The 26,665-nt window shown below is 71.7% G+C and carries 20 protein-coding genes; 14 read left to right on the top strand and 6 right to left on the bottom strand.

Annotated features, from left to right (window positions below; all coding sequences use genetic code 11):
• Window positions 1-40 precede the first annotated feature (40 nt).
• Complete coding sequence (locus tag AB0B02_RS03720; protein ID WP_357296608.1) at window positions 41-4,402, top strand: hypothetical protein; 4,362 nt, start codon at window positions 41-43, stop codon at window positions 4,400-4,402.
• A 286-nt stretch (window positions 4,403-4,688) separates the two neighbouring features.
• On the opposite strand, the gene AB0B02_RS03715 is transcribed toward AB0B02_RS03720, so the two are convergent.
• Window positions 4,689-5,333, bottom strand: coding sequence for an NYN domain-containing protein (locus AB0B02_RS03715; protein WP_357296607.1), 645 nt, complete (start codon window positions 5,331-5,333; stop codon window positions 4,689-4,691).
• A 218-nt stretch (window positions 5,334-5,551) separates the two neighbouring features.
• Here AB0B02_RS03715 and AB0B02_RS03710 point away from each other — a divergent pair, with 218 nt between their 5' ends.
• Complete coding sequence (locus AB0B02_RS03710) at window positions 5,552-6,226, top strand: pyridoxamine 5'-phosphate oxidase family protein (RefSeq protein WP_281935047.1); 675 nt, start codon at window positions 5,552-5,554, stop codon at window positions 6,224-6,226.
• Between the two features lie 36 nt (window positions 6,227-6,262).
• Here AB0B02_RS03710 and AB0B02_RS03705 read toward each other — a convergent pair whose 3' ends face one another.
• Complete coding sequence (locus tag AB0B02_RS03705) at window positions 6,263-7,195, bottom strand: NB-ARC domain-containing protein (protein ID WP_357296606.1); 933 nt, start codon at window positions 7,193-7,195, stop codon at window positions 6,263-6,265.
• 497 nt (window positions 7,196-7,692) lie between these two features.
• On the opposite strand from AB0B02_RS03705, the gene AB0B02_RS03700 reads away from it, so the two are divergent.
• From AB0B02_RS03700 to AB0B02_RS03660, 9 genes are all read left to right on the top strand, one after another.
• Window positions 7,693-8,076, top strand: coding sequence for a cupin domain-containing protein (locus AB0B02_RS03700; RefSeq protein ID WP_281935043.1), 384 nt, complete (start codon window positions 7,693-7,695; stop codon window positions 8,074-8,076).
• Window positions 8,069-9,433 (top strand): class I tRNA ligase family protein, encoded by a 1,365-nt coding sequence (locus AB0B02_RS03695; protein WP_281935041.1) that lies wholly within the window; start codon window positions 8,069-8,071, stop codon window positions 9,431-9,433. Before AB0B02_RS03700 ends, AB0B02_RS03695 begins: the two co-directional genes overlap by 8 nt.
• Window positions 9,426-10,484, top strand: coding sequence for an FAD-dependent oxidoreductase (locus tag AB0B02_RS03690; RefSeq protein WP_281935039.1), 1,059 nt, complete (start codon window positions 9,426-9,428; stop codon window positions 10,482-10,484). The genes AB0B02_RS03695 and AB0B02_RS03690 overlap by 8 nt, the downstream gene beginning before the upstream one ends.
• Before the next feature lie 14 nt (window positions 10,485-10,498).
• Entirely contained in the window at window positions 10,499-11,758 is a 1,260-nt protein-coding gene (locus AB0B02_RS03685) for a SidA/IucD/PvdA family monooxygenase (protein ID WP_281935038.1), read from the top strand.
• A 4-nt stretch (window positions 11,759-11,762) separates the two neighbouring features.
• Window positions 11,763-12,161, top strand: a complete 399-nt coding sequence (locus AB0B02_RS03680; protein WP_281935036.1) for a hypothetical protein — start codon at window positions 11,763-11,765, stop codon at window positions 12,159-12,161.
• Window positions 12,154-12,843, top strand: coding sequence for a LysE family translocator (locus AB0B02_RS03675; protein ID WP_357296605.1), 690 nt, complete (start codon window positions 12,154-12,156; stop codon window positions 12,841-12,843). Before AB0B02_RS03680 ends, AB0B02_RS03675 begins: the two co-directional genes overlap by 8 nt.
• Window positions 12,844-13,421: 578 nt before the next feature.
• A complete protein-coding gene (locus AB0B02_RS03670; RefSeq protein ID WP_281935032.1) occupies window positions 13,422-14,678 on the top strand; it encodes an ABC transporter substrate-binding protein in 1,257 nt (418 codons plus the stop codon).
• A gap of 71 nt (window positions 14,679-14,749) precedes the next feature.
• Window positions 14,750-15,703 (top strand): sugar ABC transporter permease, encoded by a 954-nt coding sequence (locus AB0B02_RS03665; protein WP_281936241.1) that lies wholly within the window; start codon window positions 14,750-14,752, stop codon window positions 15,701-15,703.
• Window positions 15,700-16,569 carry a carbohydrate ABC transporter permease gene (locus AB0B02_RS03660; protein WP_357296604.1) on the top strand — a complete coding sequence of 290 codons (870 nt, stop codon included), beginning with the start codon at window positions 15,700-15,702 and terminating at the stop codon, window positions 16,567-16,569. The genes AB0B02_RS03665 and AB0B02_RS03660 overlap by 4 nt, the downstream gene beginning before the upstream one ends.
• 14 nt (window positions 16,570-16,583) lie before the next feature.
• Here the strand turns inward: AB0B02_RS03660 and AB0B02_RS03655 are convergent, their stop codons facing one another.
• Window positions 16,584-18,113, bottom strand: coding sequence for a glycoside hydrolase family 43 protein (locus AB0B02_RS03655; RefSeq protein WP_357296603.1), 1,530 nt, complete (start codon window positions 18,111-18,113; stop codon window positions 16,584-16,586).
• Window positions 18,114-18,190: 77 nt separating this feature from the next.
• Between AB0B02_RS03655 and AB0B02_RS03650 the strand changes: the two genes are divergently transcribed.
• Window positions 18,191-19,858, top strand: coding sequence for a CocE/NonD family hydrolase (locus AB0B02_RS03650; protein WP_357296602.1), 1,668 nt, complete (start codon window positions 18,191-18,193; stop codon window positions 19,856-19,858).
• 53 nt (window positions 19,859-19,911) lie between these two features.
• Window positions 19,912-21,876 (top strand): right-handed parallel beta-helix repeat-containing protein, encoded by a 1,965-nt coding sequence (locus tag AB0B02_RS03645; protein ID WP_357296601.1) that lies wholly within the window; start codon window positions 19,912-19,914, stop codon window positions 21,874-21,876.
• Between the two features lie 86 nt (window positions 21,877-21,962).
• On the opposite strand, the gene AB0B02_RS03640 is transcribed toward AB0B02_RS03645, so the two are convergent.
• Window positions 21,963-22,877, bottom strand: a complete 915-nt coding sequence (locus tag AB0B02_RS03640; RefSeq protein ID WP_281935024.1) for an AEC family transporter — start codon at window positions 22,875-22,877, stop codon at window positions 21,963-21,965.
• A gap of 309 nt (window positions 22,878-23,186) precedes the next feature.
• Here AB0B02_RS03640 and AB0B02_RS03635 point away from each other — a divergent pair, with 309 nt between their 5' ends.
• A complete protein-coding gene (locus AB0B02_RS03635) occupies window positions 23,187-23,420 on the top strand; it encodes a hypothetical protein (protein ID WP_281935022.1) in 234 nt (77 codons plus the stop codon).
• Between the two features lie 150 nt (window positions 23,421-23,570).
• On the opposite strand, the gene AB0B02_RS03630 is transcribed toward AB0B02_RS03635, so the two are convergent.
• The gene (locus AB0B02_RS03630) at window positions 23,571-25,304 is read right to left on the bottom strand and encodes a PQQ-dependent sugar dehydrogenase (RefSeq protein ID WP_357296600.1); all 1,734 of its coding nucleotides are present in this window, start codon (window positions 25,302-25,304) and stop codon (window positions 23,571-23,573) included.
• A gap of 34 nt (window positions 25,305-25,338) precedes the next feature.
• Complete coding sequence (locus AB0B02_RS03625; RefSeq protein ID WP_357296599.1) at window positions 25,339-26,400, bottom strand: SMP-30/gluconolactonase/LRE family protein; 1,062 nt, start codon at window positions 26,398-26,400, stop codon at window positions 25,339-25,341.
• Window positions 26,401-26,665: the final 265 nt, after the last annotated feature.

Raw genomic sequence — 26,665 nt, 5'->3', positions numbered from 1 at the left:
CTACCCGAACAATCCCTTGGTCGCGGATTTCCTCCGGTTCATGGCAGAACAGGATCGTGGATACTTCGCGGTGGAGGCCGAGCCCGGCATGGGGAAGTCGGCTTTCGCGGCGTGGGTCGAGGCGCGACCGGAGACGGACGCCGCGCACTTCGTGCAGAACGGCGCCGGAGCGGGACTGACGGCGACAGTCGTGCGCAGCCTGGGCGCTCAACTCATCACCACGTGGACGTTGGACGATCTCGCCCCCGGTGGTTGGCTCTCCGACTCCAGCAGAGAGGCCGGGTGGCTGGCCGACGTCATCGAGCAGGCGGCGCGACGGCGCAACGAGCAGGGGCCGACACGGCCCATCGTCGTGGTCGTCGACGCGCTGGACGCCGCCCACGAGTATCCCGCCACCGAGTTGCCGTTCGGGCTGCCGCAGTGGCTTCCGGAACGCGTGTACGTCGTCGTGACCGCGCGGACCGGGCGACTGAGGAACCTTCCGTGGGACCAGACACGTCGTGTGGCGTTGTTGCCGGAATCGCCGGGGAATGGTGCGGCTCTGGAGGGTTTCCTCCGTGACCGTGCGCGGAACGACCCCCGTGTCGCCCGGGCGCTCGACGGACACGGCGTCACCGAGGAGGCCTTCGCCCTGCGGATCCTGGAACGCAGTCGAGGGTCGTGGGTCTACGCCCACTACGTGATCGAATCCATCGGTCAGGATCCGCGGAGGATTCGGGATCTTCCCGGGTTGCCGGAAGGCTTGGAGGCCTACTACCAGCACCGCGTCCTGTCGCTCTGCCTCGGCGGGGACAGGCAGTACGACGAGCGACGCGTCCGACTGCTCGCGGCGCTCGGCGTGGCCGGCGAGCCGGTGGACGCCCGCACTCTCTGCTCGCTCGCCGGGCTGGACGAGCCGTCCCTCGTGGACGCTCTCATGCGCGACGGGCTGCGGCCCTTCTGCACGGTCGTCGGCCCCGGTGAGGAGGTGGACGAGCCGGCCCGCTTCGCGCCCCACCACCCGAGTCTCCGGGAGTACCTGTCGGGCGCGTCCGACGCGACCCTCCGGCAGGCGGCCCGGGCCGCTCACGCCCGTGTCTGCGACCGCTACCTGGCGGCGTGGGGTGGCCTGGAGTCCGGGCTCGGGACCCTGGTGGCCCGGCCGGAGCTGGCCGGCGCGGACGGTGGGTATCCCGTCCGGCATCTGGCGTCGCACCTGTTGGCGACCGGCCGGGACGCGGACCTGCACCGCCTGCTCGCGCTGAGCCGGGGTCGGGAGAATCTCTGGTACGCGGTGCACGCGCAGGCCGGTGATGTCGGCAGCTATCTGCGTGATGTCGAGTTGGCGGAGGCGGCGACCGGGCGGCTCACGCTCCGGTTGCGGTACCGCCTCATCCGGGCGAGCGTGACCTCGGCGGTGACGGCCATCCCGCCCGGGCTGGTGCGGGAGATGGTCACTCGGGGACACTGGACCGTCGAGCAGGGCTTCCAGCGTGTCGCGATCATGAGCAATCCGGATCATCAGGCGACGGGGGTTCGACTTCTCGTACCGGACCTGCCGGAGCGCACGCATCCGGACGTGCTCAGCCTCGCCGCCTCGTACGGCAGCCAGGAACGCTCCGCCGTGCTGGAGGCGATCCTGCCGCTCCTGGCCGACGAACTCGTTCCGGTCGTGGTCGAACTGGCCCTCGACACCGACAACGGCCGACTGCTGCCCGGGCCACTGGCCACCGCGGCCGCCCGGCTGCCGCACGACGCGCTGACGGACCTGCTGCACCATCATCTGTTGCAGGACCGCTACGGCAACCGGAAGTTCGTCCGGGCTGTCGTCACCCTGTTTCTGCACCCGGACCGGGGGGCCGGCGCGCGCAAGGCGTTACGGATCCTCGGCTCGGGAAAGTACGAGCCGGGCCGGGACCAGCTGATCGCCCTGCTCCAGCACGTGCCCGTCACCGAGGCGGTTTTCGACGACGTGCTGACCCTGCTCGGGAACCGGCCTGACGGACCGGGGGACAGGCCCGCCACGCCTGGTCCCCGGCCCACCGGCGGCATCGAGCGACTGCGGTGGGTGCTGGAGAAGGGCGTGGACATGGAGGTCGCCGCCCGCATGCTCCATGTGGCCGCGCACCTCGACTGGGGCAGGTCGGAAGTGCCCGCCCTGCTGGAGTTGGCGCTGCGGTTCAGGTTGGACTTCCGCTCGCCGAATCTGCTGTACGCGCTCTGCGGACAACTGTCCACCACCGAGGTGCGAGGTTGGCTGAGCGAGTTGTTCCCGCCCGACGGAGAGTCGGGTCGGCTGCTGGATGCCGCGGTCCGACACCTTCTGCTCGGCGCGATGCTCGACCGGCTGCCGCCGGAGGAGGCACGCGACTACGCCGAGCAGGAGATGGCGGCGATCCCGAAGATCGAACGGCTGCCGGTCCGGATCGACCACCCACTCGCCTTGGACGCCCGACCACACCTGGTCAGGTATCTCTCCCCGGAGACGCGTCGCCGGTACGTCGCGGAAGCCATTGAGGCATGGGACGACGACCCCAGGTACGCGCAGACGCTCGCGATCATCGCGCCGCAGCTGAGCGAGGAGGAGCTCGGGGCGGCACTGCGCGCGGTGAACACGGAGGACGCCGTCGAGTCAGGCGCCCGGGTGACGGCACTCAACGTGCTCGCTCCGCACCTTCCCGAGGACGTGCTGCGACAGGCCGTCGCCGACAGCACGTCGAGCCCGGTACGGCTGGACGACCTGTCCGCCGTAGCCGAGATCGGACGGGTTCTTCCCCCCGAGGCACGTAGCCGGACCGGGAGGCGCGTCCTGACCTTCGTCCGCGGGATCCCGGAGTCGCGGACCCTTGCCGACGCGGTGGCGAGGCTCGCCCCCCTGCTGTCCTCGGAGGTCGCCGTGGACGCGCTGGCGCTGCTGGAGTCCGGGTCACGCTCGGTGCCTCTCTGGGCGCGGAAACAGCCGGTGTGGCGGCCGTTGACCATGGCCTCGGCGGACCCCGGCCTGAGCACGACGATGATCAGCGCAGAGCGGGTGTACGGCCTCGGGGGCGTCGCGCGGGCCGTGGAGGCGCTCAGCGGGGCGCTGCCGGATCAGGCGCTGCCACGGGCCTGGGCCGCCGCGGTGGGCGATGACCCGGAGAGCGCCGCGCAGATGGCGCTCTGGGCGCCCGGTCTGGTGTCGCGACTCCGTTCCACCGGCCAGGACGAGCTTCTCGACGGTGTCTTCACGTACGCCGCCGAGCACATGCCACTGATCGACGAGGACGAGGTGTCGCCGCTGCTCCGCTTCGCGGAACTGGTGCCGGTGGAACAGGTACGCCGCGCGTGTGACCTCCTGCTCGCCCGCCGCGACGGTCCGCTGCGCGCGCAGGCCCTCGCGGGTCTGAGCCGTCACCTGCCCGATGCCGAGCGGAGTTCCCTGACCGGAGCGGTACTGACGATGCTGGCGACCGCCCGGTGGCAGGGTGGGACCACCAACCGGTCCCACTCGGCGGACGCCCGCACGCTCGGGTACCTGTACCGGGCGGGAGCCACCGAAGCGGCAACCACGGCGCTGCGTGCGTTACTGGCTGTCAGCGGTGAGTGGGACGCGGTCGTCCTTGAGGCGTTCGGTGCTCCGCTGCCGGCGTCCGTCGTCGAGGAGGCCCTGGCGATGACGCTCGCGGACTCGCCCGGGCGGCGTAACTATCAGGTGCTCGTCGTCCTGGCTCCCAGCCTCGACGGGGATCAGCGCCGGAGGGCGCTCCGGGCGATGATGGAAGACGAGCTGGATGATGGTTTCCGCCTCAGCGTGGTCATCGCATTCGCCAGGCGGCTGGCGCCGGACGCCGCAGCCGTCCTGGCACCCGAGATGTTCGCGCACGCCCTCCGGATGACGGAGGTGGAGCTCGCGAGTGAGCGGGGCATCCTCCCGTTCCTGGCCCGGATGCGTCGGGACGACGCCGTTCGGTTCGAGACTCTGGCGGAGCGGCTGATCAGCTGTCATACGCCGGACGCCTCGACCTCCTGGGCGCCGGACGCCGGCTTCGCCTCCGCCGTCGGCGTGCTGGAGCGTGACGAGCTCGTCGAGTTGTACGCGCGGGTCACCCGGGCCCGTGGCCCTGCCTCGCGTGCCAGCGCCCAGGCCACGATCCTGCGGCGACTCGGAGACGAATGGCCGGGGACGACCGCCCTGGGCGGCGGCGACCTGCCCCGCACCTGGCCGACCGGGGTGGACCGCAGGGCCCTGTGCGGGATGCTCGCCGCGTCAGCCTGGTGGATACGGCGTCAGGGCGGGAACGATGCCGTCGACGAACTGGTCGGGGCGTTGCTCGACGTGGTCACCTGGTGGCCCGCGACCGGCCAGATCGGTGCGCCGTCCCGCCCCACGCTGACGATGTCGGTCACGGACGGCCTAGCAGTCGCCCAGCGTGCCGCCTCGTGACGTCGACGACTCCCCGGCGCCAGGCTGGCTGGTAGCCGGGGATACCGAAGTTGAGCGACATGACGGCAGGATAGTTGTGATCCAGGTAATCCTCGACGGGTATCCGGTTCTGCCGCTACTTCCGTGCGTACTCGGCGGGAAGCTCGACAGCGAGCTGCGATTCCAGCTCGGCCGACTCATCAGTGGTCAGCGGCGGCTCGCGCCGCCACGAGGATCACGGCAACACCCTAGACGTTGCGCTGCGGACATGCGCTCATACCGCGAGCAGGCGCGGATGCTGTCCGGCCTACAAGAAGCGCTCAGGGTCGAAGCTTTCAAGGTCGATGATGCGAACCCGAGGAAGGACGTTGGTGAAGCAGCCCGCATCCTCCTCGATGTCGAATACATGCAGGCCCGGAAGGTCCGCGAAGCCGGCGTTGAGGAACTCCGTGAACCCGACGATCGCGACCTGATGATCACCTCGTAGGAGCTCGTCGACCTGCGGCAGGAAATCGCCGTCGTGGCTGGCGAGCATCACATTGCCCGAGCGTCGGGCGATAGCCTCCAACGTCCGCTGGATGCCGATGTCCACCACCTTCTGATCCGACGAACCAGCGAGCGGGACGGGGCGGTAGTCCATGCTCAGGAGGGCCCGGACGAAGGGCATCGGCAGACCGCCGCCCGAGGCGTTGAGGAAGAACAGTGCCTTCACCGGCTGCTGCCACGTGTCCCGCGCGAAGTCCCGCAGACGCTCCCACCGGGGTCGCTCCGCAGGGGCCGGCCGGCGCTCCAGAACACTGTTGCCGAGAGTGGCATCGATGTTCTCCCCGTCCACGATGAGATACGTGACGGGTGCGGTTGTACCGGGCATTGTTGTGCCTCTCGAGTCGAGCAGCGAGCGCGGACCGGTCGAGCCCGAGCGTTCGACGTGCCGGAGGAAGCCGGGGCTCATGGTCGAGGGTATTGCCTGCCAGCACTGCCAGCAGGGCCTCACAGCGGATCTGACACCGCGACCAGAACCTCAGCCAACCCCGCCGCCACACAGCTGGCCGGACCGGGACCCCGCCGAGGACCACCGCTGAGCCGCCAGGCGCCGGTCGAGGAGGCGGAGGGCACCGGCCGGTGAGTACGCTCGCGCCCGGGTCCGTTCCGACCGACGGGAGACGAGTCATGAGCGACGCCGACGCGCCGTTGTCCGCAACCCCCCGCACCCGGCTGCGCCGCATGAGCCAGAAGGGACGCGGCGACCGCGCCGCCCTCTTCGAGGTGCTGCGGGCCGGTCTCGTCTGCCACCTCGGCGCGCTGGTGGACGGCTGTCCGATGGTGGTGCCGACCGTCTACGGCTTCGACACCACGCACCTGTTCCTGCACGGCTCGGTGGCCAGCCGGAGCCTCACCACCGACGCCGAGGTCTGCGCCACGGTCACGGTCGTCGACGGGCTGGTCCTGGCCCGTTCGGTCTTCGAGCACGGGGTCAACTACCGCAGCGCGATGGTCTACGGGACCCCGCGCAGGGTCGTCGACGCCGAGGAGAAGCGGTACGGCCTGCGGTTGCTGACCGAGCACGTCGCGCCGGGCCAGTGGGACTACACCCGCGGGCCGAACGGCAAGGAGCTCGCGGCTACGGTCCTGCTGGCGCTGCCACTGGCCGAGGCGTCGGTCAAGACCCGCAGCGGCCCGCCCGACGACGGCGCCGGCCCGGACGCCGCGCTCGGCCTCTGGGCCGGTGAGCTTCCCCTGGTCGCGACGTGGCAGCAGCCGCTGACCGATCCCGCGCTGCCCGCGACCGTGGCGGTGCCGGCGCACGTGGCCGCACGCGCCGGGACCCGCGCCGACCGGTCCTGAAAGCACCGGCGCGGGCCGGGTTGCCGACCGGCGCCGCTAGCGCAGTTGCCGCGCCAGCTCGGTGAGCGACACCCCGGGCTGGACGGCCGCGCAGGCCGCCACCACCGCCAGCGCCCGGGGCACGCCCTGGCAGTGGGCCACTATCCCGCGTACCGCCTCGGGTTCCGTCGCGAGGCGGTGCGCGCCGAGGCGGGCCCGCAGCAGCTCGTACGCCTCCTCCGGGGCGAGGCGGTCGAGCACGACGGGGTGCGCGACCTCTCCGGCGACCAGCCCGGTGAGCCGGTCCCGGCTGGTCACCAGCACCATGCACCCGGCCGCGCCGGGCAGGAGTGGCCGGACCTGGTCGGCGTCCCGCGCGTCGTCGAGCACGATGAGCATCCGCCGTCCGGCGAGCAGGCTGCGGTACAGCCCGACCCGGGCGTCGAGGCCACGCGGGATGCCGCCGGCCGGCCCGGCGAGCGCCTCGATGAGGCAGCCCAGCGCGTCCGAGGGCGACGCCGGTGACCTTTGTGTCCGGTTGCCGCTCAGGTCGATGTGGAGCACCCCGTCGGCGAAACGGGTCGCGAACCGGTGCGCCCAGTGCAGCGCCAGTGCGGTCTTGCCGATCCCGGCGCGGCCGATGAGGACGCAAACCACCACGGTGGACATCTGCCGGGGGCCACCGTCGAAGAGCCGGTCGAGTTGGGCGAGCTGGGCGACGCGGCCGGTGAAGCCGGGCACGTCCAGCGGCAGTTGCATCGGCCGCGGCCGGGGCGGTGGCGATGACGGGCCGGGCGGGCCGGGCAGGCCGAGCGCGTCGCGGATCAGTCGGACGGTGGCGGGCCGGGGCCGCAGCACCCGCGCCGACTCCAGGTTGCGGATGCTGCGCACGCTCAGCCCCGTCCGGGCCGCCAACTCCTCCTGGGTGAGGTGGGCCCGCTGTCGGGCCGCGACGATCTCATCACTCAGGGTAACCGGGTAGTCGATCACCATGCCATCCCCACTCGCCTGCTCCGTGCGGGTCTGGCCGATTCGTGCCGACGGTACGCCGTAGCCGGGGCCACTGATCCGGGAGTCGGCCGAGATGTTGCCGTTGAACTGCCGGTTGTCTGCCTGTTCGCAGAGCGACCCTACGCCGACAGTGGCAGTGCCGCCATTCGCCGCGGCGAATCAATCGGAGCCGGGGAGGCGGTGTTTCGAGCAGCGGTCCGCCGTGACCCATCGTGGCTTGGTCACGCACCGCGCCGCCCGGCGCGCGCCGGGCCCGGGGCCGGTCCCCGCCCCCGGTGGGGACGCCCGCGCCGCCGTCACCGCCGGGCCGCCGGCGCGGGCCCCGCCCCGGCCGGTGGCACGCCGCCGACCGGCCCGCGCCACGACGCCGGCGGGACGCGAACCCGCCGTCACGCCGACGACCGCCGCCCCCGGCGGGCCGTCGGCGCCGACCCACGGCCCTGCCGCTCAGGTCACCCGCGATCAGGAGGACAAGCATGCGGAAGTACGTCAGCGACACCGCGCAGCTCACCGACGAGTACGGCATTCAGATCGGCCGCTGGAAGCAGTACCGCGACCTGGGGCCGCTGCCGTTCGACGCGATGTGGTGCGTGATCCCGCCCGGTGCCAGCAGCGCCGAGGACGTGCACCCGGAGGTCGAGTTCGCGGTGGTGACCCGGGGCACCGCCATCTACGAGGCGGCCGGGGAGAAGGTCGAGGTGCCGACCGGCGGGGTGATCCTGCTCGACCCCGAGCGGTCCCACGTGATCCACAACCCCTCCCCGGAGGTCCCGCTGACCATCCTGAGCATCTACTGGATGCCCCGGACCACCGACGCCGACGCCGAGGGCGGCCGGGACGCCGGGGCGGGCCGTGACTGACGGCGCCGCCCCCGCCGGGGTGGTCCTCGTGGTGACGCCGCCGCCGACACCGAACGGGCCGCTGCACGTCGGGCACCTCTCCGGCCCGTACGTCGCCGGGGACATCGCGGCCCGCGCGCTGCGCGCCGACGGCCGCCGGGTCCTGACCCAGTGCGGCCTGGACGCCCACCAGAACTACGTGCCGGCCCGGGCCGAGGCGCGCGGCGAGGCACCCGCGGACACCGCCGCGCACTACGGCGCGCTGGTGGGCGAGGCGCTGCGCGCGGCGCGCATCGGGTACGACGTGATGGTCGACCCGCTGGTCGACGCGGGCTACCGCGACGCCGTGGCCCGGCTGCTCACCGAGCTGGTCGAGGCGAAGGTCGTCGAGCTGGCCCCGATGTCGCTGCGCGCCTGCGCCGGCTGTCACCGGATCCTGCACCACGCCCGGGTCGTGGGGGCCTGCCCGCGCTGCGGGGCGGGGGCGGCCGGCGGCACCTGTGAGGGGTGCGGCAGCTTCCTCGCCGCGGCGGACCTGGTCGACGCCCGCTCGACCTGCTGCTCGGCCGCCCCGGAGCCGGTGACCCACCAGGTGCCGGTCCTCCGGCTGGAGGAGCACCGGGAGCGGCTGTGCGAGTTCTGGTCCCGGGCGGTCCTGCCGCCCCGGCTGCGCCGGCTGGTCGCGGCGTACCTCGACACGGGGCTGCCGGACGTCGCGCTGGCCTACCCGAGCGACTGGGGCATCGAGTGGGGCGACGGCCTGCGGGTGGACGTCTGGGCCGAGATGGCGCTGGCCAACCTGGTGCTGCCGGCCCGCCACCTGCGTCCGGGGGTGGACACGCTGACCGGTTACCTCGACGCCTGGGGCGACGTCGACGAACAGTGGCTGTTCCTCGGCATCGACAACGCCTTCTACTACGCGGTGCTCATCCCCGCCCTGCACCTGGCCGCCGGGCTGCCCGAGCGGCCGACCGGGCTGGTGGTCAACGAGTTCTACCGGCTCACCGGCGCGAAGTTCTCCACCAGCCGGGGGCACGCCATCTGGGCGCACGAGTTCCTGGCCACCGAGGACCCGGCGGTGGTCCGGGCGTTCGTGAGCTGGGACCGGCCGGACAGCTACGAGTCCGACTTCCTGCCGGCCGCGTACGAGGCGTTCAAGGCCGGCTACACCGCGGCGCTCGACGGCGCCGGCCCTCACCTCGACGCGGCGCTGGCGGACATCGAGCTGACCCGGGGCGAGCGGGCGTTGCGCCCGGACGCCTTCGACCCGGCCGCCGCGGTCCGCGCGGCGCTGGCCGCCGCCGGCAGCCGACCCGAACGGGCGGCCCGGCTGCTGGGCCTCGTCGGCGGCACCCTCCCGGCGGGCGCGGGTGACTGAGCCGCGGGTGCTCGTCGTCGGCGCCGGGCTGGCCGGGGTCCTGCTGGCCCGGCGGTTGCAGGACGCGGGCGCCGAGGCGGTGCTCATCGGCACGGCGCCCGACGGCCCGACCGGCGGGTACCGGGACGCCACCGCGGCGTCGGGCGGGCTGGTCCGGGCCTTCGAGCCGGAGCCGGCCGCCCGCGCCCTGGCCGCCGCCAGCCTCGCCGAGCTGCGGGGCGACCCCGGCCTGGCGGCGGCGGCCGGCTGGCGGCGCACCGGCTCGCTCTACCTGCTCGAACCGGACACCGTCGCCGGGGGCGGCGGCGGGATCGGGGCCGGTGCCGCCGCGGTCGACGCCGAGGTGCTCACCGCTGCGGAGGTCGCCCGCCGCTTCGGCGTCGACGGGCTGCCCGAGCACGCCGTGGGGGTCTGGGAGCGCCGGGCCGGCCACGTGGTGCCGGACCGGCTGCGGCGGGCCGTGCTGGCCGGGCTGACCCGGACCGAGGCCGTGCCGATGGCCCGGCTCGACGGCGACACGGTGGAGTTGCGCGACGGCCGGCGGCTCGCCGGTGACCTCGTGGTCGTGGCCGCCGGGGCGTGGACCCCGGGACTGCTGCGGGCCGCCGGGCTGGCCACCCGCCTGCGCACCAAGCACATCCAGTACGCCCACCACGCCGTGCGCCGCGCCGACCTGCCGTCGTTCGTGGACGAGACCAGTGGCCTCTACGGCCGGCCCGCCGGCCCCGGACGCCTCCTGCTCGGCCTGCCCAGCTCCCGCTGGGACGTCGACCCGGCCGCCCCCGCGCCCGACGCCGAACTCGCGGCGCGGGTCCGAGTGGTGGCCGCGTCGCGGCTGCCCGGCCTGGACCCGCGCCCGGCGGGCCCGCCGGTCAGCGCGGCCGACTGCTACAGCGAGCCCCCCGGCCTCGCGCTGCGGGCCGTCTCCGGGACCGTGCACACCTTCACCGGCGGGAGCGGGGGCGCCGCCAAGACCGCCCTGGCCGCCAGCCGACGCGCAGCCAGCGCTCTGCTGGACCACCCATCGTCCGTCGGGGTTCCGACGGGTTAGCCGAAGGCAGAGAGATGACGCAGACATACCACACCGTGGGGATCGGCGCGGGGCCCGCGAACCTGAGCCTCGCGGCGATGTACGACGTGCTCGCGCCGCACGAGATCGCGCTGTTCGAGTCCCGGGACCAGCCGGGCTGGCACGACGGGATGCTGCACAGCGGCGTGCGGATGCAGACCGGCTGGGTCAAGGACCTGGTGTCCCTCTACGACCCGACCCACCCCCTGTCGTTCCTCAACTACCTGGTCACCACCGGGCGGGTCTACGCCCTGCTGGGCGCCGGTTTCGACACGATCCCCCGGATCGAGTACCAGCAGTACCTGAGCTGGGCGGCGGGCCAGTTGCCGAACATCGTCTACGGCACCCGGATCGACCGGGTCGACTTCGACGGCGCGTTGGTCAGTCGCAGCGGTGACGTGGCCGTCGCCCGCTCCCGGCACCTGGTGCTCGGCACCGGCACCGTGCCGTTCCTGCCGGACTTCCTCGCCGCCCTGGATCCACGGCACGTCTTCGTCGCCGACGAGTTGCACCACCGCCTGTCGACAGTGGCCGACGAGCCGGACGTGCCGTGGATCGTGATGGGCAGCGGGCAGACCAGCGCGGAGTGCGTGGCGGCGCTGTTGGCCCGCGGGGTCCGGGACATCCGCTGGATCGGCCGGCGGTCGTGGTTCGCGCCGCTGGAGGACTCTCCCTCGGCCAACGACCTGTACCGGCCGGCCTACCAGGAGGCGTTCCTCAACCTCTCCCGGGACGTGCGGGAACGCCTGGTCTCCGGGCAGATCCTCACCAGCGACGGCATCTCCCCGGGCACGTTGCGCGGTATCTACCAGCACAACTACGAGGAGCGGCTTCGGACGGGCCGGTTCCCGGTGACCATCATGCCGAGCCGCACCGTCACCGCGGCCCGGCAGCTCGACGGGGAGATCGAGCTGGAGTGCCTCACCGCCGGCAGCGGCGAGGAGCGGCACCGGGCGGTGCACCTGGTGGTCGCCGCGGGGCGGCAGCAGGCCCCGCTGCCCTTCGACGAGGAGTTGACCGCGCTGGTCGACGTCGACGAGCGGGGTCAGCCCGTCATCGAGTCGGACTACTCGATCCGGTGGAAGCACGCCGACCAGCACAAGATCTTCGTGCTGAACCGGGGGCGTTACGTGCAGGGGCTGGTCGACTCCAACCTGAGCATCCTGCCGGTGCGCAGCGCCATGGTGCTCAACTCGATCGCCGGCCGGGTGGTCTGCCCGTTCCGCGACGAGTTCCTCAGCACCCGGTGGGCGTGACCCGATGGCCTCCTTCGACTACGACGGCCGGGTCTTCGTCGCCGCCGACCAGGCCGGCACCGACCACGGCACGACCGGCGACGCCGGGCCGCTGACCGGGCACTACCACCAGCGCGGCGACCTGGTCTGGGCCGAGATCACCGGCGGCGCGGTGCGGCACGGCTCGCTGGCCGGGACCTGCGACGCCGAGGGGGTGGTGCGCTTCGCCTACCTGGAGGTGCTCACCGACGGCACCATCGTCGTCGGCGAGTGCGTCTCCCGTCCCGAGCGGCTGCCGGACGGGCGGATCCGCCTGCGCGAGCAGTGGCGCCGGCACGGGCCGCGCCGGGACAGCGGCGTGTCGGTCATCGAGGAGGCCGTCCCGGCCCTCGTCGCACAGGAAGAGATCCACCAACATGTCTGACATCCAGCTCGTCAGCTTCGTCGCCGCGAGCATCCTGATCATCGTCGTGCCCGGGGTGGACTTCGCCCTGGTCACCCGGCAGACCGTGCGGTACGGGCGGCGAGCCGGGTTCGTGGTGCTGGCCGGGCTCTTCGTGGCCGCCCTGGTGCACGCCACGCTCGCCACGGCCGGGCTCTCGGCGCTGCTGGTGTCCTCGCCGCGGCTGTACACCGTGCTGCGCATCGCCGGTGCCCTCTACCTGCTCTACCTGGGGGGCAGCATTCTCTGGGCCACCCGGCCCCGACGCCCCGTGCCGGCCGCGCAGCCGGTCCCGGTGGGCGCCGGCGGGGGCGGCGAGACCCCGAGCGCGCCGCCCGAGCCGGCCTCGGCGGCCGACGAGCCGCACGTGGCCCGTCGCTCGTTCGTCATGGGCATCACCAGCCAGCTGCTGAACGTCAAGGTGGTCATCTTCTACGTCTCGTTCGTCCCGCAGTTCGTCACGTCCGGCGACGGCGCGGCGGCCCGCACGGCGGTGCTCGCCGCGACGTTCATCGGCCTCGCGGTGCTCTGGTGGGCGTGCTACATCCTGCTCATCGACAGGTTGCACGCCTGGTTGACCCGCCCGGCGGTGCTCCTGGTCATCGAGCGGCTGACCGGAGTGATCCTGATCGTCCTCGCCGTGCGGATCGCGCTGACCCGGTGAGCACGGCGGTGGCCGGCACCCCGCCTCCGGGGTGCCGGCCACCGCCGCCTGCCCCGCCCGGGGAGCGCGTCGGCGCCGGCGGGGTTCCCGCCGCCGTGACCACGGCGGCATCCGGCCGCTGTTCCCGGCACCGGCCCAGGGCCTGCGACAAGCGACTGCGCGCCTGTCCAACGTTTGAGTGCGGCCACCCGATCCGCTCCGAGACCCGGACGGGCGCCGCGGCGTCCTCCAGGTCGAGCAGGAGGGGCAGCGGCTCCTCGTGGTGGCTTTCTTCGCGCCGAGTGGCGTCACCCGCCCCGAAACTTTCGGCGCTGTGCCGGTCGGGATGCTGACCTGCCGTCCGGTGCTCCTGCTGGCAGCGAGGTCATTGACGGATGACCGGGGCACTGAGTAGCCTCAGCGAACGAATCATCAGATGTAAATATCTCGATAATTTTCCGAGGCGACGACATGGCCACGGCTGACCGTCGGTGAGCCGTCCGTCGGCTTCCGCCCGCGTGCCCGCTGGTGGGAACCCGTCGCCCTGACCCGCCGCGGTCACCCGACCACCGCCGCTCACGATCACCGATGGAGGGCCGTTGAAACGCGTCCGGAGCACCGCAGCCGTCATCGCCACCCTCGCGCTCCTCCTCGCCGGCTGTGGGGGATCAGACGGCACGTCCGACTCGAAGACCTTCGAGTTCTGGTCGTTCGCCAACATCAACCAGAAGGCCGACGTTGACGTCTACACCAAGGCGCACCCGGACGTGCGGGTCAAGCTCACCGAGGTGGGCAGCACGACCGAGACCGCGCAGGCGCTGACCGCCGCGCTGGCCGGTGGCAAGGTGCCCGACCTGGTGCTGATCCAGGCCGACGACCTGCCGAAGTTCATGCAGTCGCCGGACAACTTCGTCGACCTCACCACGCTGGGCGCGGGCGACATCAAGGGCAACTACCTCGACTGGGTGATGGCGCAGTCGACGACCAAGGACGGCAAGATCATCGGCGTGCCGACCGACGTCGGTGGCCTGGCGGTCGCCTACCGGACCGATCTGTTCAAGGCGGCCGGCCTGCCCACCGACCGGGACGAGGTCGCCAAGCTCTGGCCGACGTGGGACAAGTTCATCGACGTCGGCAGGAAGTACGTCCAGCAGACCGGGAAGCCGTTCGTGGACAACACGCCGACAAGCGTCTTCTTCCAGGCGGTCAACCAGGGCAGCCAGCGCTACTACAGCGCCGACCGCAAGCTGGACTACGACAACGAGCAGGTCAAGTCGGCGTTCGACGTGACGCTGAAGGCCTTCGGCGCGGGCATCTCCGCCAAGCAGGGGTCGTTCTCGTCCGGCTGGACCGCGGCCATGAAGAAGGGCGACTACGCGGTGGTGTGCTCACCGTCCTGGATGCTCAGCCAGATGAAGACGAACGCCCCCGAGACGAACGGCAAGTGGGACATCGCCACCATTCCCGGTGGCTCGGGGAACTGGGGTGGCAGCTTCCTCGCCATCCCCAAGCGCGCCAAGAACGCGAAGGCGGCCTGGAACTACATCTCCGAGATGCAGTCGCCGAAGGGGCAACTGGACCACTTCCTGATGCAGGGGTCGCTGCCCACCACGCCGTCGGTCTACACGGACCCGCAGTTGGTCGGCAAGACCGACCCGTTCTTCAGCAACGCGCCGATCGGCAAGATCTACACCCAGTCGGTGGTGGGGATCAAGCCCTTCTACTTCGGTCCGCAGGACGGCCCCGTCGGCACCGAGTTCCTCAACACGCTCACCAGCGTCGAGCAGGGCAAGGTGAACCCGGCCAACGCCTGGAACACCGCGCTGACAAACGTCAAGAACGCCGTACGCGAATGACGGAGGACTGACGCGCGGCGGCCGGGTACCGCCCGGCTGCCGCCCATCGGGAAGGTGACGCCTTGACCACCATGCTCACCCCGGCCACGGCCGTACCGGACGTCCGGCGGCCCGGTCGCAAGCGGCGGATCCGGCAGGGCGTACGGGAGTCCCTGGCGCCGTACGCGTACATCTCACCGTTCTTCGTGCTCTTCCTGATCTTCGGCCTCTTCCCGTTGCTGTTCACGTTCTACATCTCCCTGTTCGACTGGGACCCCATCGGCGAGCACCGTTTCGTGGGGTTGGACAACTTCTCCGAACTCCTGCACGACCCGCGCTTCTGGGGGGCGCTGCGGAACACGTTCAGCATCTGGGTGCTGTCGACGGTGCCGCAGTTGCTCCTGGCGCTCGGCCTGGCCCACCTGCTCAACCACGCACGGCTGCGGCTGGCCGCGTTGTTCCGGATGTCGGTGCTCGTTCCCTACGTCACCTCGGTGGCGGCCACGACCATCGTCTTCGCCCAGATGTTCGACCGCGACTACGGCATGATCAACTGGTTCCTCGGGTTGTTGGGCTTCGACCACATCGACTTCACGGCGTCGCTGTGGGGCAGCCACATCATGATCGCCACGATGATCGCCTGGCGCTGGACCGGTTACAACACCCTGCTGTACCTCGCCGCGCTCCAGGCGGTCCCCCGGGAACTGTACGAGGCCGCCGCCGCCGACGGTGCGAACGGCTGGAAACAGTTCCTGCACATCAGCATCCCCTCGTTGCGGCCGATCATCGCGTTCACCGTCGTGACGTCGACCATCGGCGGGTTGCAGGTCTTCACCGAGCCGCTGCTGGCCAACCCGGTGGGCGGACTCACGTGCGGAGCGGCACGGCAGTGCCAGACCGTCACCCTCTACCTCTACGAGCAGTCCTTCGGGCAGTTCCACTTCGGCTACGGCGCGGCGGTCGGCGTCGCGCTCTTCGTCATCGTGGTGGCCTTCTCCGGACTCAACTATCTGCTGGCCACCCGCATCCGTTCGGAGCGCCCATGAAGCCCACACCCTCGACCGCCGCGCCCGGGCGGGCCAGGCGGCGCTCGGCCAACCGCGTCCCGCTCCCGGTGTACGCGCTGCTCACCCTCATGGCGCTGGTCAGCGTCTTTCCGCTCTACTGGATGTTCGTGGTGGCGACGACGGACTCCGCCACCGCGACGACGCTGCCGCCGACGATCACGCCCGGCGGCAACTTCCTGCACCTGGCGGAGTTGGTCCTCACCATCGTGCCGTTCGTGCAGTCCCTGCTCAACAGCCTCGTCGTCGCCGGCACGATCGCCGTGGGCCAGGCGCTGCTCTGCGCCCTGGCCGGCTTCGCCTTCGCCAAGCTGTCCTTCCCCGGCCGCAACACGCTGTTCCTCGTCGTCGTGCTGACCATGACGGTGCCGGCGCAGTTGGCCGTGGTGCCGCAGTACCTGATCATCTCCCAGCTCAACTGGGTGGACAGTCTTCAGGCGGTGATCGTTCCCGGGCTGGTCAGCGCGTTCGGCATCTTCTGGATGCGCCAGCACATCGGCAGCACCATCGACGACGAGCTGATGCAGGCGGCGCGGGTGGACGGCGCGACCACCTGGCAGATCTTCTGGCGGGTAGCCTTCCCGTTGGTCCGCCCGGCGGCGTACGTGCTGGGGCTGTTCACGTTCGTCTACGCGTGGAACGACTTCCTGTGGCCGTTCATCGTCCTGAAGTCACCGGAGAACTACACCGTCCAGATCGCCATCAAGGCACTGCAACAGAACCGCGACATCGACCTGGGCCTGGCCATGTCCGGCTCCTTCCTGGCCACCCTCCCGCTGCTGGTGCTGTTCGTCTTCGTCGGACGACGTCTGGTGCAGGGCATCATGGAAGGCGCCTTCAAGGGGTGAGCGTGCCGGTCCCGTCATCCGGTCGGCCGGTAGTCGAACCAGTCGAACCCGGCGGTTCCCTCGGTGACGTACATGCCGATGACCCGTCCGGTGAAGCCGGAGGCGACTTCGGTGGACAGGTAGCGCCCGTCCAGCTCCGCCAGGTACGCCCAGCCGTCTCCGGTCTCGACCTCGAACCTGATCGTGTCACTGCCGGCGGCCACGACGCCCACGTGGCCCGCCCGCGCGAGATCGTCGGACGAGGTGACCGTCGGCGGCAGCACGTCGGTGCTCCGGATGCTCAGTGCCACGGTCACCGCCCCCGCCGGCACCTGACACTCCCCGAACACCTGGCGGAACGGCCCGACCCGGCCGATGACCCGAGCCCGGCCCCGCGCGAGTTCCAGGTCGTAGTGGTGGGCCTCGTCGATCCTGATCGTCAGGCCGGACCGGCCGGAGCCGGGATCGACGCGGGCGCTGACCCGGCAGTCATGGTGCTGCTGGCGACGGCCGACGATGACGGCGCCGCTCCGGTCGAGGCTGTCGCCGGTCGCGTGCAGGGTCAGCCAGCCGGGCCGCTCGGTCAACGACCAGGCCGAGGCGGGCCGCTCACGGGGGGAGATCCACTGTGCGCCCAGCCGCTCGTCGTCGAAGTCGTCCCGGTCGTCCCACCCGGTCGTCCCCGCCGAGCCGGTCCCGCACCGGACGGGTTCGACCACCGGCCACCCGTCGACCCAGCGCACCGGCACCAGGAACGTCTCCCGCCCGAGTACGTGGTAGGGCGGCCAGTGCCCCTTGGCCCGGATGCCCAGCAGGACCATCCACCAGCTGCCGTCCGCGGCCTCGACCATGTCGGCGTGCCCGGTCGCCTGCACCGGCTGGTCGGTACCGCGATGCGTCAGGATCGGATTGGCCGGCCCGGGCTGGAACGGCCCGCGCGGCGAGCGCGCGCGGGCGACGCTCACCGCGTGGCCGGTGTGCGTACCGCCCTCCGAGACGAGCAGGTACCACCAGTCACCGACCCGGTACAGGTGCGGCGCCTCCGGGTACTGGCCACCCGTTCCCGACCACATCGGCACCGGCCCCTCGAAGACCTCTCCGGTACCCGGGTCGATCCGGTACGACTCGACCCCGGACACCGTCAGCCAGCAGTTGCCGTCGTCGTCCCACGCCAGCGACGGGTCCACGTGCGGCAGGTCCAGGTAGACCGGATCCGACCACGGGCCGGCGGGATCGGTCGCGGTGACGATCAGGTGTCGACCGAGCGTGACGTTCGTCGTGACGACCCAGAACCGGTCGTCGTGGTAGCGGATCGTCGGCGCGTAGATACCCCGCGAGGCCAGCGTGTCGGGGGGCAGCCGAAGCTGACCGGCGCGGTCGAGCACGTTGCCGATCTGGCGCCAACTGAACAGGTCCCGACTGTGGAAGATCGGCACACCGGGCGAGTACTCGAAGCTCGAACACACGAGGTAGTAGTCGTCACCGGCGCGGCAGATGCTCGGATCGGGCCAGAAACCCGGGAGGATCGGGTTGCGGTAGCTGGGGGACTCACCGTGGGCGGACACGGCATGAGTGTCGATGTCGTGAAGCGTCTCGGCAAGCCGGTCGTGTCGTCGATCACCGCCAGCACCGAGGCTGAGTGATGACGAGCCTCCGCCGCCGACTGTCCGGCCGGCTCCGGCGCGCCCGTCGCCACGCGGCCACCGAGCCGCCGTACGCCCTCACCGTGCGGCGCGGGCTGCGCGTGCCGATGGACGACGGTGTCGAGCTGCGCGCCGACCTCTACCTGCCGCTCGGCACGGTCGAACCGCCGTTGCCCACTGTCGTCGTCCGCTCGCCGTACGGCCGGCACGGCTCCCTCACCCACGCGCCGGCGCTGGCGGGCGAGGGGTTCACGGTTCTGGTGCAGAGCTGCCGCGGTACGGGCGGCTCCGGTGGCAGCTTCCGGCCGCAGCTCGACGAGCAGCGCGACGGCATGGCCACCCACCGATGGGTACGCCGCCAGCCCTGGTTCACCGGCACCGTCGCGACGTACGGGGAGAGCTACCTCGGCTACGTCCAGTGGGCCGTGGCGGGACGGATGTGCCGGGACGACCCGGGGAACGCGCCGGACGCCCTGTGCCTGAACGTCACGATGGCCGACCTCGGCGCGGTCACCTGGAACAACGGCGCCTTCTCGCTGGGCGGCTCGCTCGGCTGGTCGCGCCGGATGGCGCTGCGGGGCATGCGTGGCGCGCTGGTCCGGGCGCGGCTCGCGTGGCGGCCGGACCGGAAGCTGGCCGAAGCCTTCGACGTCCTGCCCCTGTCCCGCGCCGACACCGTCGTGGCCGGCCACCCGATCGGCTGGTACCAGGACTGGCTGGCCCACGAGAGCCTCTCCGACGACTACTGGACCCGGCAGTCGCACACCGCGTCGGTGCCCGACGTCACCGCACCCGTGTACATGGCCACCGGCTGGTACGACATCTTCCTTCCCTGGCAGTTGCGCAACTACGCCCAACTCGCCACGGCCGGTCGCCCGCCACGGCTCACCATCGGCCCGTGGGGCCACCGCGGCGACCGGAGTCCGTTCCTCGCCGAGTCGATCGCGTTCCTCAAGGAACACTTCGCCGGCGTGCCCGCGGCCCGGCCGGCGCCGGTGCGCGCCTTCCTCACCGGCGCGGAACAGTGGCGTGACCTACCCGCGTGGCCGCCGCCGGGCACCGTCGTGCAGCGGTGGCACCTGCATCCGTCCGGGCTGCTCGACGCGGCCGTACCCGCCGGGGGCAGCACCCGCTACACCTACGATCCGGACCGGCCCACACCCGCGCTCGGTGGTCCCGGCCCGGCCCCCGGCCCGGTCGACAACAGCGCCCACGAACGCCGTGCGGACGTGGTCGTCTTCCGTGGTCCACCGCTGGCGGACGCTGTCGTCCTCGCCGGGGAGCCGATCGCCCACGTGCGGTTCCGCTCGACGGCGGCCAGCGCGGACGTGTTCGTCCGGATCTGCGACGTGCACCCCGACGGCCGCTCGATGAGCGTGTGCGACGGCATCCGCCGCCTCGGCGGCGTCGGCACCTCGGCCACCGACCCGCGGCCCGACGAGGACGGTTTCGTCGAGCTGGCGGTGCCGCTGTGGCCGGCGTTCCACCGCTTCGCCGCCGGCCACCGCGTCGCCGTGCAGGTCAGCTCCGGAGCGCATCCGCGCTACGCCCGCAATCCCGGCAGCGGCGAACCCGCCGCCACCGCGACCACGACGGTACGGGCGCGGCAGGAGATCTCGCACGACGGCGCCCACCCGTCCCGGCTCGACCTGCCGGTGTGGACGTGACCGGGCGCGAACGTGTCGACAGCTACGTGACCAACGTCAGGAGGATTCCCCGGATGACATCCGTATTCCATGTGGCGACCACCGGTTCGGATCACGCCGACGGCTGCGCCGAGCGGCCGTTCCGGACGATCAACCGGGCGGCCGGCGTCGCCCAGCCCGGTGACACCGTGGTGGTGCACGCGGGGGAGTACCGCGAGTGGGTGAAGCCACGCCACGGCGGTCTCAGCGACTCCCGCCGCATCACCTACCAGGCCGCGCCCGGCGAGCACGTGGTGATCAAGGGATCGGAGCGTGTCACGGGCTGGGAACCGCTCGGCAGGACGGTGTGGCGGGCGGTCGTCGACAACGCGCTGTTCGGCGCGTTCAACCCGTTCGCCGAGGAGGTGGCCGGCGACTGGATCGTGTACGGCACGGGTGCGCCACGCCGGCACCTCGGCGACGTCTATCTGAACGGCGTGAGCTTCTTCGAGGTGGCGAGCCGGGCGGAGGTCGACGCTCCGCCCCGGCGCACCGAGGTCGTCGACGACTGGACCAGGGTGACCCGTCCGGTCGGCGATCCGGACCAGACCCAGCTCGTCTGGTACGCCGAGGTCGGCGAGCGGACGACGATCTGGGCCAACTTCCAGGGCGCCGACCCGAACACGGAGCTGGTCGAGATCAACGTACGCCGCAGCGTCTTCCACCCGGAACAGCCGCACCTGGACTACCTCACGGTCCGTGGCTTCGAGCTGGCGCACGCGGCCAGCCCGTGGGCGCCGCCGACCGCCGACCAGCCGGGCCTGATCGGACCCAACTGGGCGAAAGGATGGATCATCGAGGACAACGTGATCCATGACGCCAAGTGCGCGGCGATCTCGATCGGGAAGGAGGGGTCGACCGGGCAGAACCACTCCGCTCTGCGTGGCGACAAGCCGGGCTACCAGTACCAGGTGGAGTCGGTCTTCGCGGCCCGCCAGATCGGGTGGGACCGCGAGCACATCGGCTCGCACGTGATCCGCCGCAACACGATCTACGACTGCGGCCAGAACGCGATAGTCGGTCACCTCGGGTGCGCGTTCTCCACGATCGAGGACAACCACATCTACCGCATCGGCGTGAAGCGCGAGTTCTACGGGTACGAGATCGCCGGCATCAAGCTGCACGCCGCCATCGACGTGGTGATCCGGCACAACCGGATCCACGACTGCTCGCTCGGCACCTGGCTGGACTGGCAGGCGCAGGGCACCCGGCTGTCCCGCAACGTCTACCACGACAACTGCCGGGACCTCTTCGTCGAGGTCAGCCACGGTCCCTACCTGGTCGAGCACAACATCTTCGGCTCGCCCGCCTCGCTGGAGCTGTTCAGTCAGGGAGGCGCGTTCGTCCAGAACCTGATCTGTGGCACCGTGCGGCTGGAGCCGGTGTTGGACCGCGCCACGCCCTACCACCGCCCGCACAGCACCCAGGTCGCCGGGTACGCGGTGATCTACGGCGGCGACGACAGGTACGTCGGGAACCTCTTCCTGGGCGGCGACCCGGGCGCCGCCTACGGGGCGGGCGCGGAGGGCGAGGGGCCACCGCTGGCCGGCACCGCCGGATACGACGGCCATCCCGCGTCGTTCGAGGAGTACCTGGCCCGCCTCGCCGACCAGCCGCCGAGCGACCAGCAGAAGTACCTCGACGTGAAGCAACCGGTGTACGCCCGCGCGAACGCCTACACCGCGGGCGCCCGGCCGTTCGAGGGTGAGCGCGAGCCGTGGGTGCTGGGCGCCGCGACAGCGACAGTTGTCGACGAGGACGACGCGCTCTGGCTCGTCACGGATCTCCCCGAGACGTTCGACGAGGCCCGGGTCGGTGTGGTCACCGGCCGGGAGCTGGCACGGGTCCGGTGCGCCGACGCGGAGTTCGAGGAGGTCGACGGCAGCCCCGCCGTCATGGACATCGACCTGTCGGGCGCACCCCGGCAACCTGGACGAGACGGCGCCGTCGGCCCGCTCGCGCGCCTTCGGTCCGGGCCGCGCCGAACACGCCTCTTCTGACCACGGCGGCCCCCGGGTCGCGCGGTGCCGGTCCGCGCCCGGTCCGCCGGGCCTGCTCGTGGACCTGGGGTGCGCCGGCTGACGGCCTATCCGAGCAGTGCCACCGCCGCGGCCAGGGTGGCCAGCGACAGCGTCGTGGTCATCACCACCGCCCGGTTGGCCACCGTCTCGCCGACGCCGTACTCCTGGGCGATGATGAACGTGTTCTGCGCGGTCGGCAGGCCCGCGCACACCACCACGGCGAGCAACTGCGGCGCAGACAGGTGCAGGGCCAGCCCGGCCGCGTACGCGATGACCGGCTGTGCGACGAGCTTCAGCGCGGTGATCGCGGCCAGCGCGGCCGGCTCGGCCCCTGACGGCGATGCGCGGTGCAGCGACGCGCCGAGCGCGACCAGGGCGGTCGGAACCGCGGCGCCCGCCAGCAGGGTGAGCGACGCGTCGGCCACCGACGGCAGGCGCAGGCCGGCAGCCGAGCACCCGACACCGAGCAGCGACGCCAGGATCACCGGGTTGCGCACCGGTAGGGAGGCGATCCGGCGGATCCGTACCCGCCCGGCCGGGTTGCGGTGCCGGTCCAGGGCGACCAGGACCATCGGCGTCACCACCAACACCTGCCACAGCACCACCTCCGCCAGGAACGACACGGTGCCGAGAACCTGCGTGGCGATCGGGATGCCGAGGTTCGCCGAGTTCACGTACCCGGCGGCCATGCCCCAGACCGGCCGCTCGCCGCGCCCGCGACCGAACAGCCGGCTCGCGCCGAGCCACCCGGCCCCGACGACCGCGGCCGTGCTCACCCCGAAAGCGAGCAGCGAGCGACCGGCGAAGCCGGACAGCGGCATGCGGGACAGCGTCAGGAACAGGGCGGACGGCATCGCGAGGTGGAACACGAACCGGCCGAGCACCGACGCCGCCGCCTCACCCAGCAGGCCCTGTCGACAAGCCAGGTAGCCGACCGCGGTGAGGATCCAGATCGGTACGAACGCCGAGATCAAGGTCATGCAAGGGTCCTGTCCGCTTGCGGGCCTCGTCGGGCGCCCGCGTCGGGCCCGCATCCGCTTCCCTCACCGGCCCGGTGGCTCCGCCTCTCCAGTGCCGGGACGACGCCGCCCCGGGGCGAGTCCGGACGTAGCCGTGCCGTTCGACTGTCGGGTACGGCTGCCGGTTCGCCGCCGCGTGCCGCCGGGCGACGGCGGTGGCGCCCGGCAACCAGTCCGGCTGGTGGCCGGGGAGGCCGAAGCCAAATGACATGACGGCACGGTAGTCCGCTCCGGATAATCCTCGACGGGTCGTGACGCGCCCGCCTCGCCATGCTGATCGACGACCCGGAGGCGGAGGAGGTGCGGGCCCTGTCCGCTCGGATGCGTGCCGCCTGGTCGTCGTTCGCCGCGCACGCAGACCCGGGCTGGCCCGCGTACGAGAGGGATCACCGGCTCGTCCAGTGCTTCGACGCGTCGTCCACCGTCACCGCCTATCCGGAGGAGTCCTCCCGCCTGATCTGGGAGAACCACACCTTCTCCGCGCTGCCGTTGATCGGCCGGTGACGGTTCGACATCAGAGCGAGATCCGGTTGGGCAAGCCGGCAGGCGGCCCGGTGGGCCCGGTGGATCGGATGCTGCGGGGACCGTTCGGAGGGTGCCCGCGCGACGCGGGCACCCTCCGAGGGCTGGCGGTGCCGGGTTCCCGGCTCGCCCTCAGCTCGTGGGGCCGGACGCCGCCCCACCGAGGGTCACCTTGAGGATCTTCTCGTTGCTGTTGTTCGGAGTGCTGTCCTTGTCCCCGCCGGTGCTCGTGGTCAGCCACAGGTTGCCGTCGAGGGTCGGTTCGACGGTGCGCAGCCGGAAGTACGTCCCGACGAAGTACTGCTGGACGTTGGTGAGCGTGTTGCCGCTGATCTCCGCACGGTACATCCGGTTGCCACGCAGGCAGGCGATGTAGAGCACGTCCCGGACGATCGCGATGCCGCTGCACGAGGCCTCGGCCACCGGGTACGTCCGGACCGGGGCCCTGAAGTTCGGGTTGGCGCAGTCGCCGGAGGTGCCCTCGCAGGCGGGCCAGCCGTAGTTGCCGCCCTTGACGATGATGTTGGTCTCGTCCATGACGTTGTTGCCGAACTCCTGCTCGAAGAGCCGGCCCTGGGAGTCGAAGGCGAGTCCCTGCGGGTTGCGGTGGCCGTAGCTCCAGACGTAGTTGCCGAAGGGGTTGTCCGCCGGCACGGTGCCGTCGGGGTTGAGCCGCAGCACCTTGCCGCCCAGGTTGTTGGTGTCCTGGGCCACGTCCGGGTCCTGTCCGTCGCCGGCGGCGGCGTAGAGCTTGCCGTCGGGGCCGAACCGCAGCCGGCCGCCGTTGTGGTACTTGTTGCGCGGGATTCCCGTGACGAGCACCTGCTCGGTGTTGGCTTGCAGCGTGCCGTCGTAGCGGATGCGCACGATCCGGTTGTCGGTCGTGGTGGTGTGGTAGATGTACAGCCAGTGGTCGGTGGTGAAGGTGGCCGAGACGGCCAGCCCGAGCACGCCGCCCTCGCCGTTGGTGCCGGCCACGTTCGGCACGCTGCCGATGCTGTGCTTGTCGGTGCCGTCCGGGTTCATGGCGACGATGTCGAACAGGTCGCGCCGGCCGTAGAGGACCGTGCCGTCGGGCAGTTGCACCAGGCCCCAGGGCAGGTCCCTCTCGGTGGTGACCGCCGCGGCGCCGCAGATCGGGCTCGTGCAGCCCGAGCCGGTGTGCGCGGTGACCGCGGCGCTCGCCCCCGAGACATTGCCCTGGGCGTCCCGGGCGGTCACCGTGTACCGGTAGTCGGTGTCGGGCGTCAGCCCGGTGTCGGTGAACGTGGTCGCCGGCGGGTTGCCGGCGGTGCCGGTGGTGGAGCCGACCGCCGTACCGTTGCGCAGGATGGTGTAGCCGGTGACCGCGACGTTGTCGGTGGAGGCCGACCAGGTGAGGGTCACGTCCGTGCCGTTGACCGTCGTGGCCGGGTTGGTCGGCGTGCTGGGCGGAGACGTGTCCTGCTGGCAGAACGGCGGGGTGACCGAGAGCGTGGAGCTGGCCTGCGAGACGTTGCCGGCGGCGTCGCGGGCGTTGACGTACCAGCCCCAGGTGACACCCTGCACGACGCTAAGCGTGGCGGTCAGCGTCCGTCCCGAGACCGAGGTGACGAGCTGGCCGTCGTGGTAGATGTCGTAGAAGGCGACGCCGACGTTGTCCCGGGAGGCGTACCAGGAGAGCGTGACGGACTGGCAGGTGAGCCGGGTGCTACGCAGGCCGGTCGGCCGGGTGGGTGGGCTGGTGTCGGCGGCGAGCCGGGCCGCCGGCCGGCTCCCGGTCGCCGGCGCGGCCGGCGCGGCGTTGGCGGGTACGCCGGTCAGGATGGTGCCGGCGCAGATCAGCAGGGCGAGCGGGACGCGGTGTCGGAGCTTCCGAGGACTCATCCGCACGGGTGCTCCTCCTTTCCGGGGTTCTTGGTCAGTACGGGTAGCCGGGGACGTTGAGTCGCACGCTGTACAGGCCGGAGTCGTTCGTTCGGCCGGAGGTGACGTAGAGGGTCTGCCGGTCGGGTCCGCCGAACGCCACGTTGGTGGTGCCGGCGCCGCCGGAGCGGATCGTGCCGAGCTGCGTGCCGGCGGGCGAGTAGACGTGGATCAGCCCGTCCGAGCCGGAGGCCCAGTACACGTTGCCGGCGCAGTCGACGGTGACCCCGTCGGGACCGCCGAGGTAGTTCACGAAGACGCTGCGGGCGCCGGTGCTGCCGTCGGGCTGGACGACGTACTTGTAGATCTTGTTCTCCGAGTAGGCGCCCACGTAGAGCGTGCTGCCGTCCGGGGAGAGCGCGATGCCGTTGGGTTGCCGCAGCCGGTCGTCCACGAGCGACACCTGGCCGCCGGAGACGCGGAAGACGCTGGTACGTCCGCTCATCTGGTCCGGTCGGTTGCCGCGCTGGAAGTTGGGGTCGGTGAAGTAGACGACGCCGTCGGAACGGACCGTGACGTCGTTGGGTGAGTTGAACGCCCGGCCCTGGTAGTCGGCGGCGACGGTGCTGCGGGCCTGGTCGCTCAGCCGGTATGCGGAGACGTTCCGCTGGTCGTGGGTGGCGGCGATGATCTGCTGGGTGTCGGGGCTGAGCGCCAGGCCGTTGCTGCCGGCGTTGGCGATGAAGGTGTCGAAGGTCGCCGGCGGGGTGAACCGGCGGATCGTGGAGGGCTGCACGTTGTTCGGCCCGGTGCCTGCGGCCATGTCGGACATCAGCAGGTAGCCGCCGTCGGCGATCCAGACCGGTCCTTCGAGGAACGAGAACCCGCCCTGGATCTTGGCCGCGGACACGGAGCTGGCCGGCAGGGGCGGGCCGTACCCGGTGCCGCCCGGGCAGACTCCGGGGGGCGCGCCGGGTGGATCGGCGAGCGGGTTCGTGTGAGCGTTCACATCAGCGGCGCGCCGAGGTGCCGGGGGTGCGGCACCGGCGGGGCCTGGTGCGGTGGTGAGGGCGAGGCACAGGCCGGTGAGTGCGGCGATGGTTGGACGCCAGGTCATCGGGTACTCCCATCGGGATCGGTGAATGCGAGGCCCGTGGGTTCCGGTGGGATGGCCTCGGCCACCAGCGCTTTCTATTGATGAACATCGATGTTCACGTGACGCAGCTTAGGCGAGAAAGCAGCGCCCCGCATCAGTTCGCCACGATCACCTTCGGCGCATGCCCCGAAGGCGTCCGATGATCTGGCCGGGTCGGTGGGGGCGGCAGAATTGGTGCAGGCGGTCGCCACGGGCATCGACTGGCGAGAACCCCTCACAGTGGTGT

It is taken from the genome of Micromonospora sp. NPDC049240 (genome assembly GCF_040647835.1).
GTDB lineage: Bacteria > Actinomycetota > Actinomycetes > Mycobacteriales > Micromonosporaceae > Micromonospora.
This window is presented reverse-complemented; position numbering and strand designations above follow the sequence as displayed.

Bases quoted from the DNA above. Each gene is read 5' to 3' on its own strand.
- AB0B02_RS03720 (WP_357296608.1), top strand. From the start codon at position 41: ATGGCAGAACAGGATCGTGGATACTTCGCGGTGGAGGCCGAGCCCGGC.
- AB0B02_RS03715 (WP_357296607.1), bottom strand. From the start codon at position 5,333: ATGAGCCCCGGCTTCCTCCGGCACGTCGAACGCTCGGGCTCGACCGGT.
- AB0B02_RS03710 (WP_281935047.1), top strand. From the start codon at position 5,552: ATGAGCGACGCCGACGCGCCGTTGTCCGCAACCCCCCGCACCCGGCTG.
- AB0B02_RS03700 (WP_281935043.1), top strand. From the start codon at position 7,693: ATGCGGAAGTACGTCAGCGACACCGCGCAGCTCACCGACGAGTACGGC.
- AB0B02_RS03685 (WP_281935038.1), top strand. From the start codon at position 10,499: ATGACGCAGACATACCACACCGTGGGGATCGGCGCGGGGCCCGCGAAC.
- AB0B02_RS03680 (WP_281935036.1), top strand. From the start codon at position 11,763: ATGGCCTCCTTCGACTACGACGGCCGGGTCTTCGTCGCCGCCGACCAG.
- AB0B02_RS03675 (WP_357296605.1), top strand. From the start codon at position 12,154: ATGTCTGACATCCAGCTCGTCAGCTTCGTCGCCGCGAGCATCCTGATC.
- AB0B02_RS03665 (WP_281936241.1), top strand. From the start codon at position 14,750: ATGCTCACCCCGGCCACGGCCGTACCGGACGTCCGGCGGCCCGGTCGC.
- AB0B02_RS03660 (WP_357296604.1), top strand. From the start codon at position 15,700: ATGAAGCCCACACCCTCGACCGCCGCGCCCGGGCGGGCCAGGCGGCGC.
- AB0B02_RS03650 (WP_357296602.1), top strand. From the start codon at position 18,191: ATGACGAGCCTCCGCCGCCGACTGTCCGGCCGGCTCCGGCGCGCCCGT.
- AB0B02_RS03645 (WP_357296601.1), top strand. From the start codon at position 19,912: ATGACATCCGTATTCCATGTGGCGACCACCGGTTCGGATCACGCCGAC.
- AB0B02_RS03640 (WP_281935024.1), bottom strand. From the start codon at position 22,877: ATGACCTTGATCTCGGCGTTCGTACCGATCTGGATCCTCACCGCGGTC.
- AB0B02_RS03635 (WP_281935022.1), top strand. From the start codon at position 23,187: ATGCTGATCGACGACCCGGAGGCGGAGGAGGTGCGGGCCCTGTCCGCT.
- AB0B02_RS03630 (WP_357296600.1), bottom strand. From the start codon at position 25,304: ATGAGTCCTCGGAAGCTCCGACACCGCGTCCCGCTCGCCCTGCTGATC.
- AB0B02_RS03625 (WP_357296599.1), bottom strand. From the start codon at position 26,400: ATGACCTGGCGTCCAACCATCGCCGCACTCACCGGCCTGTGCCTCGCC.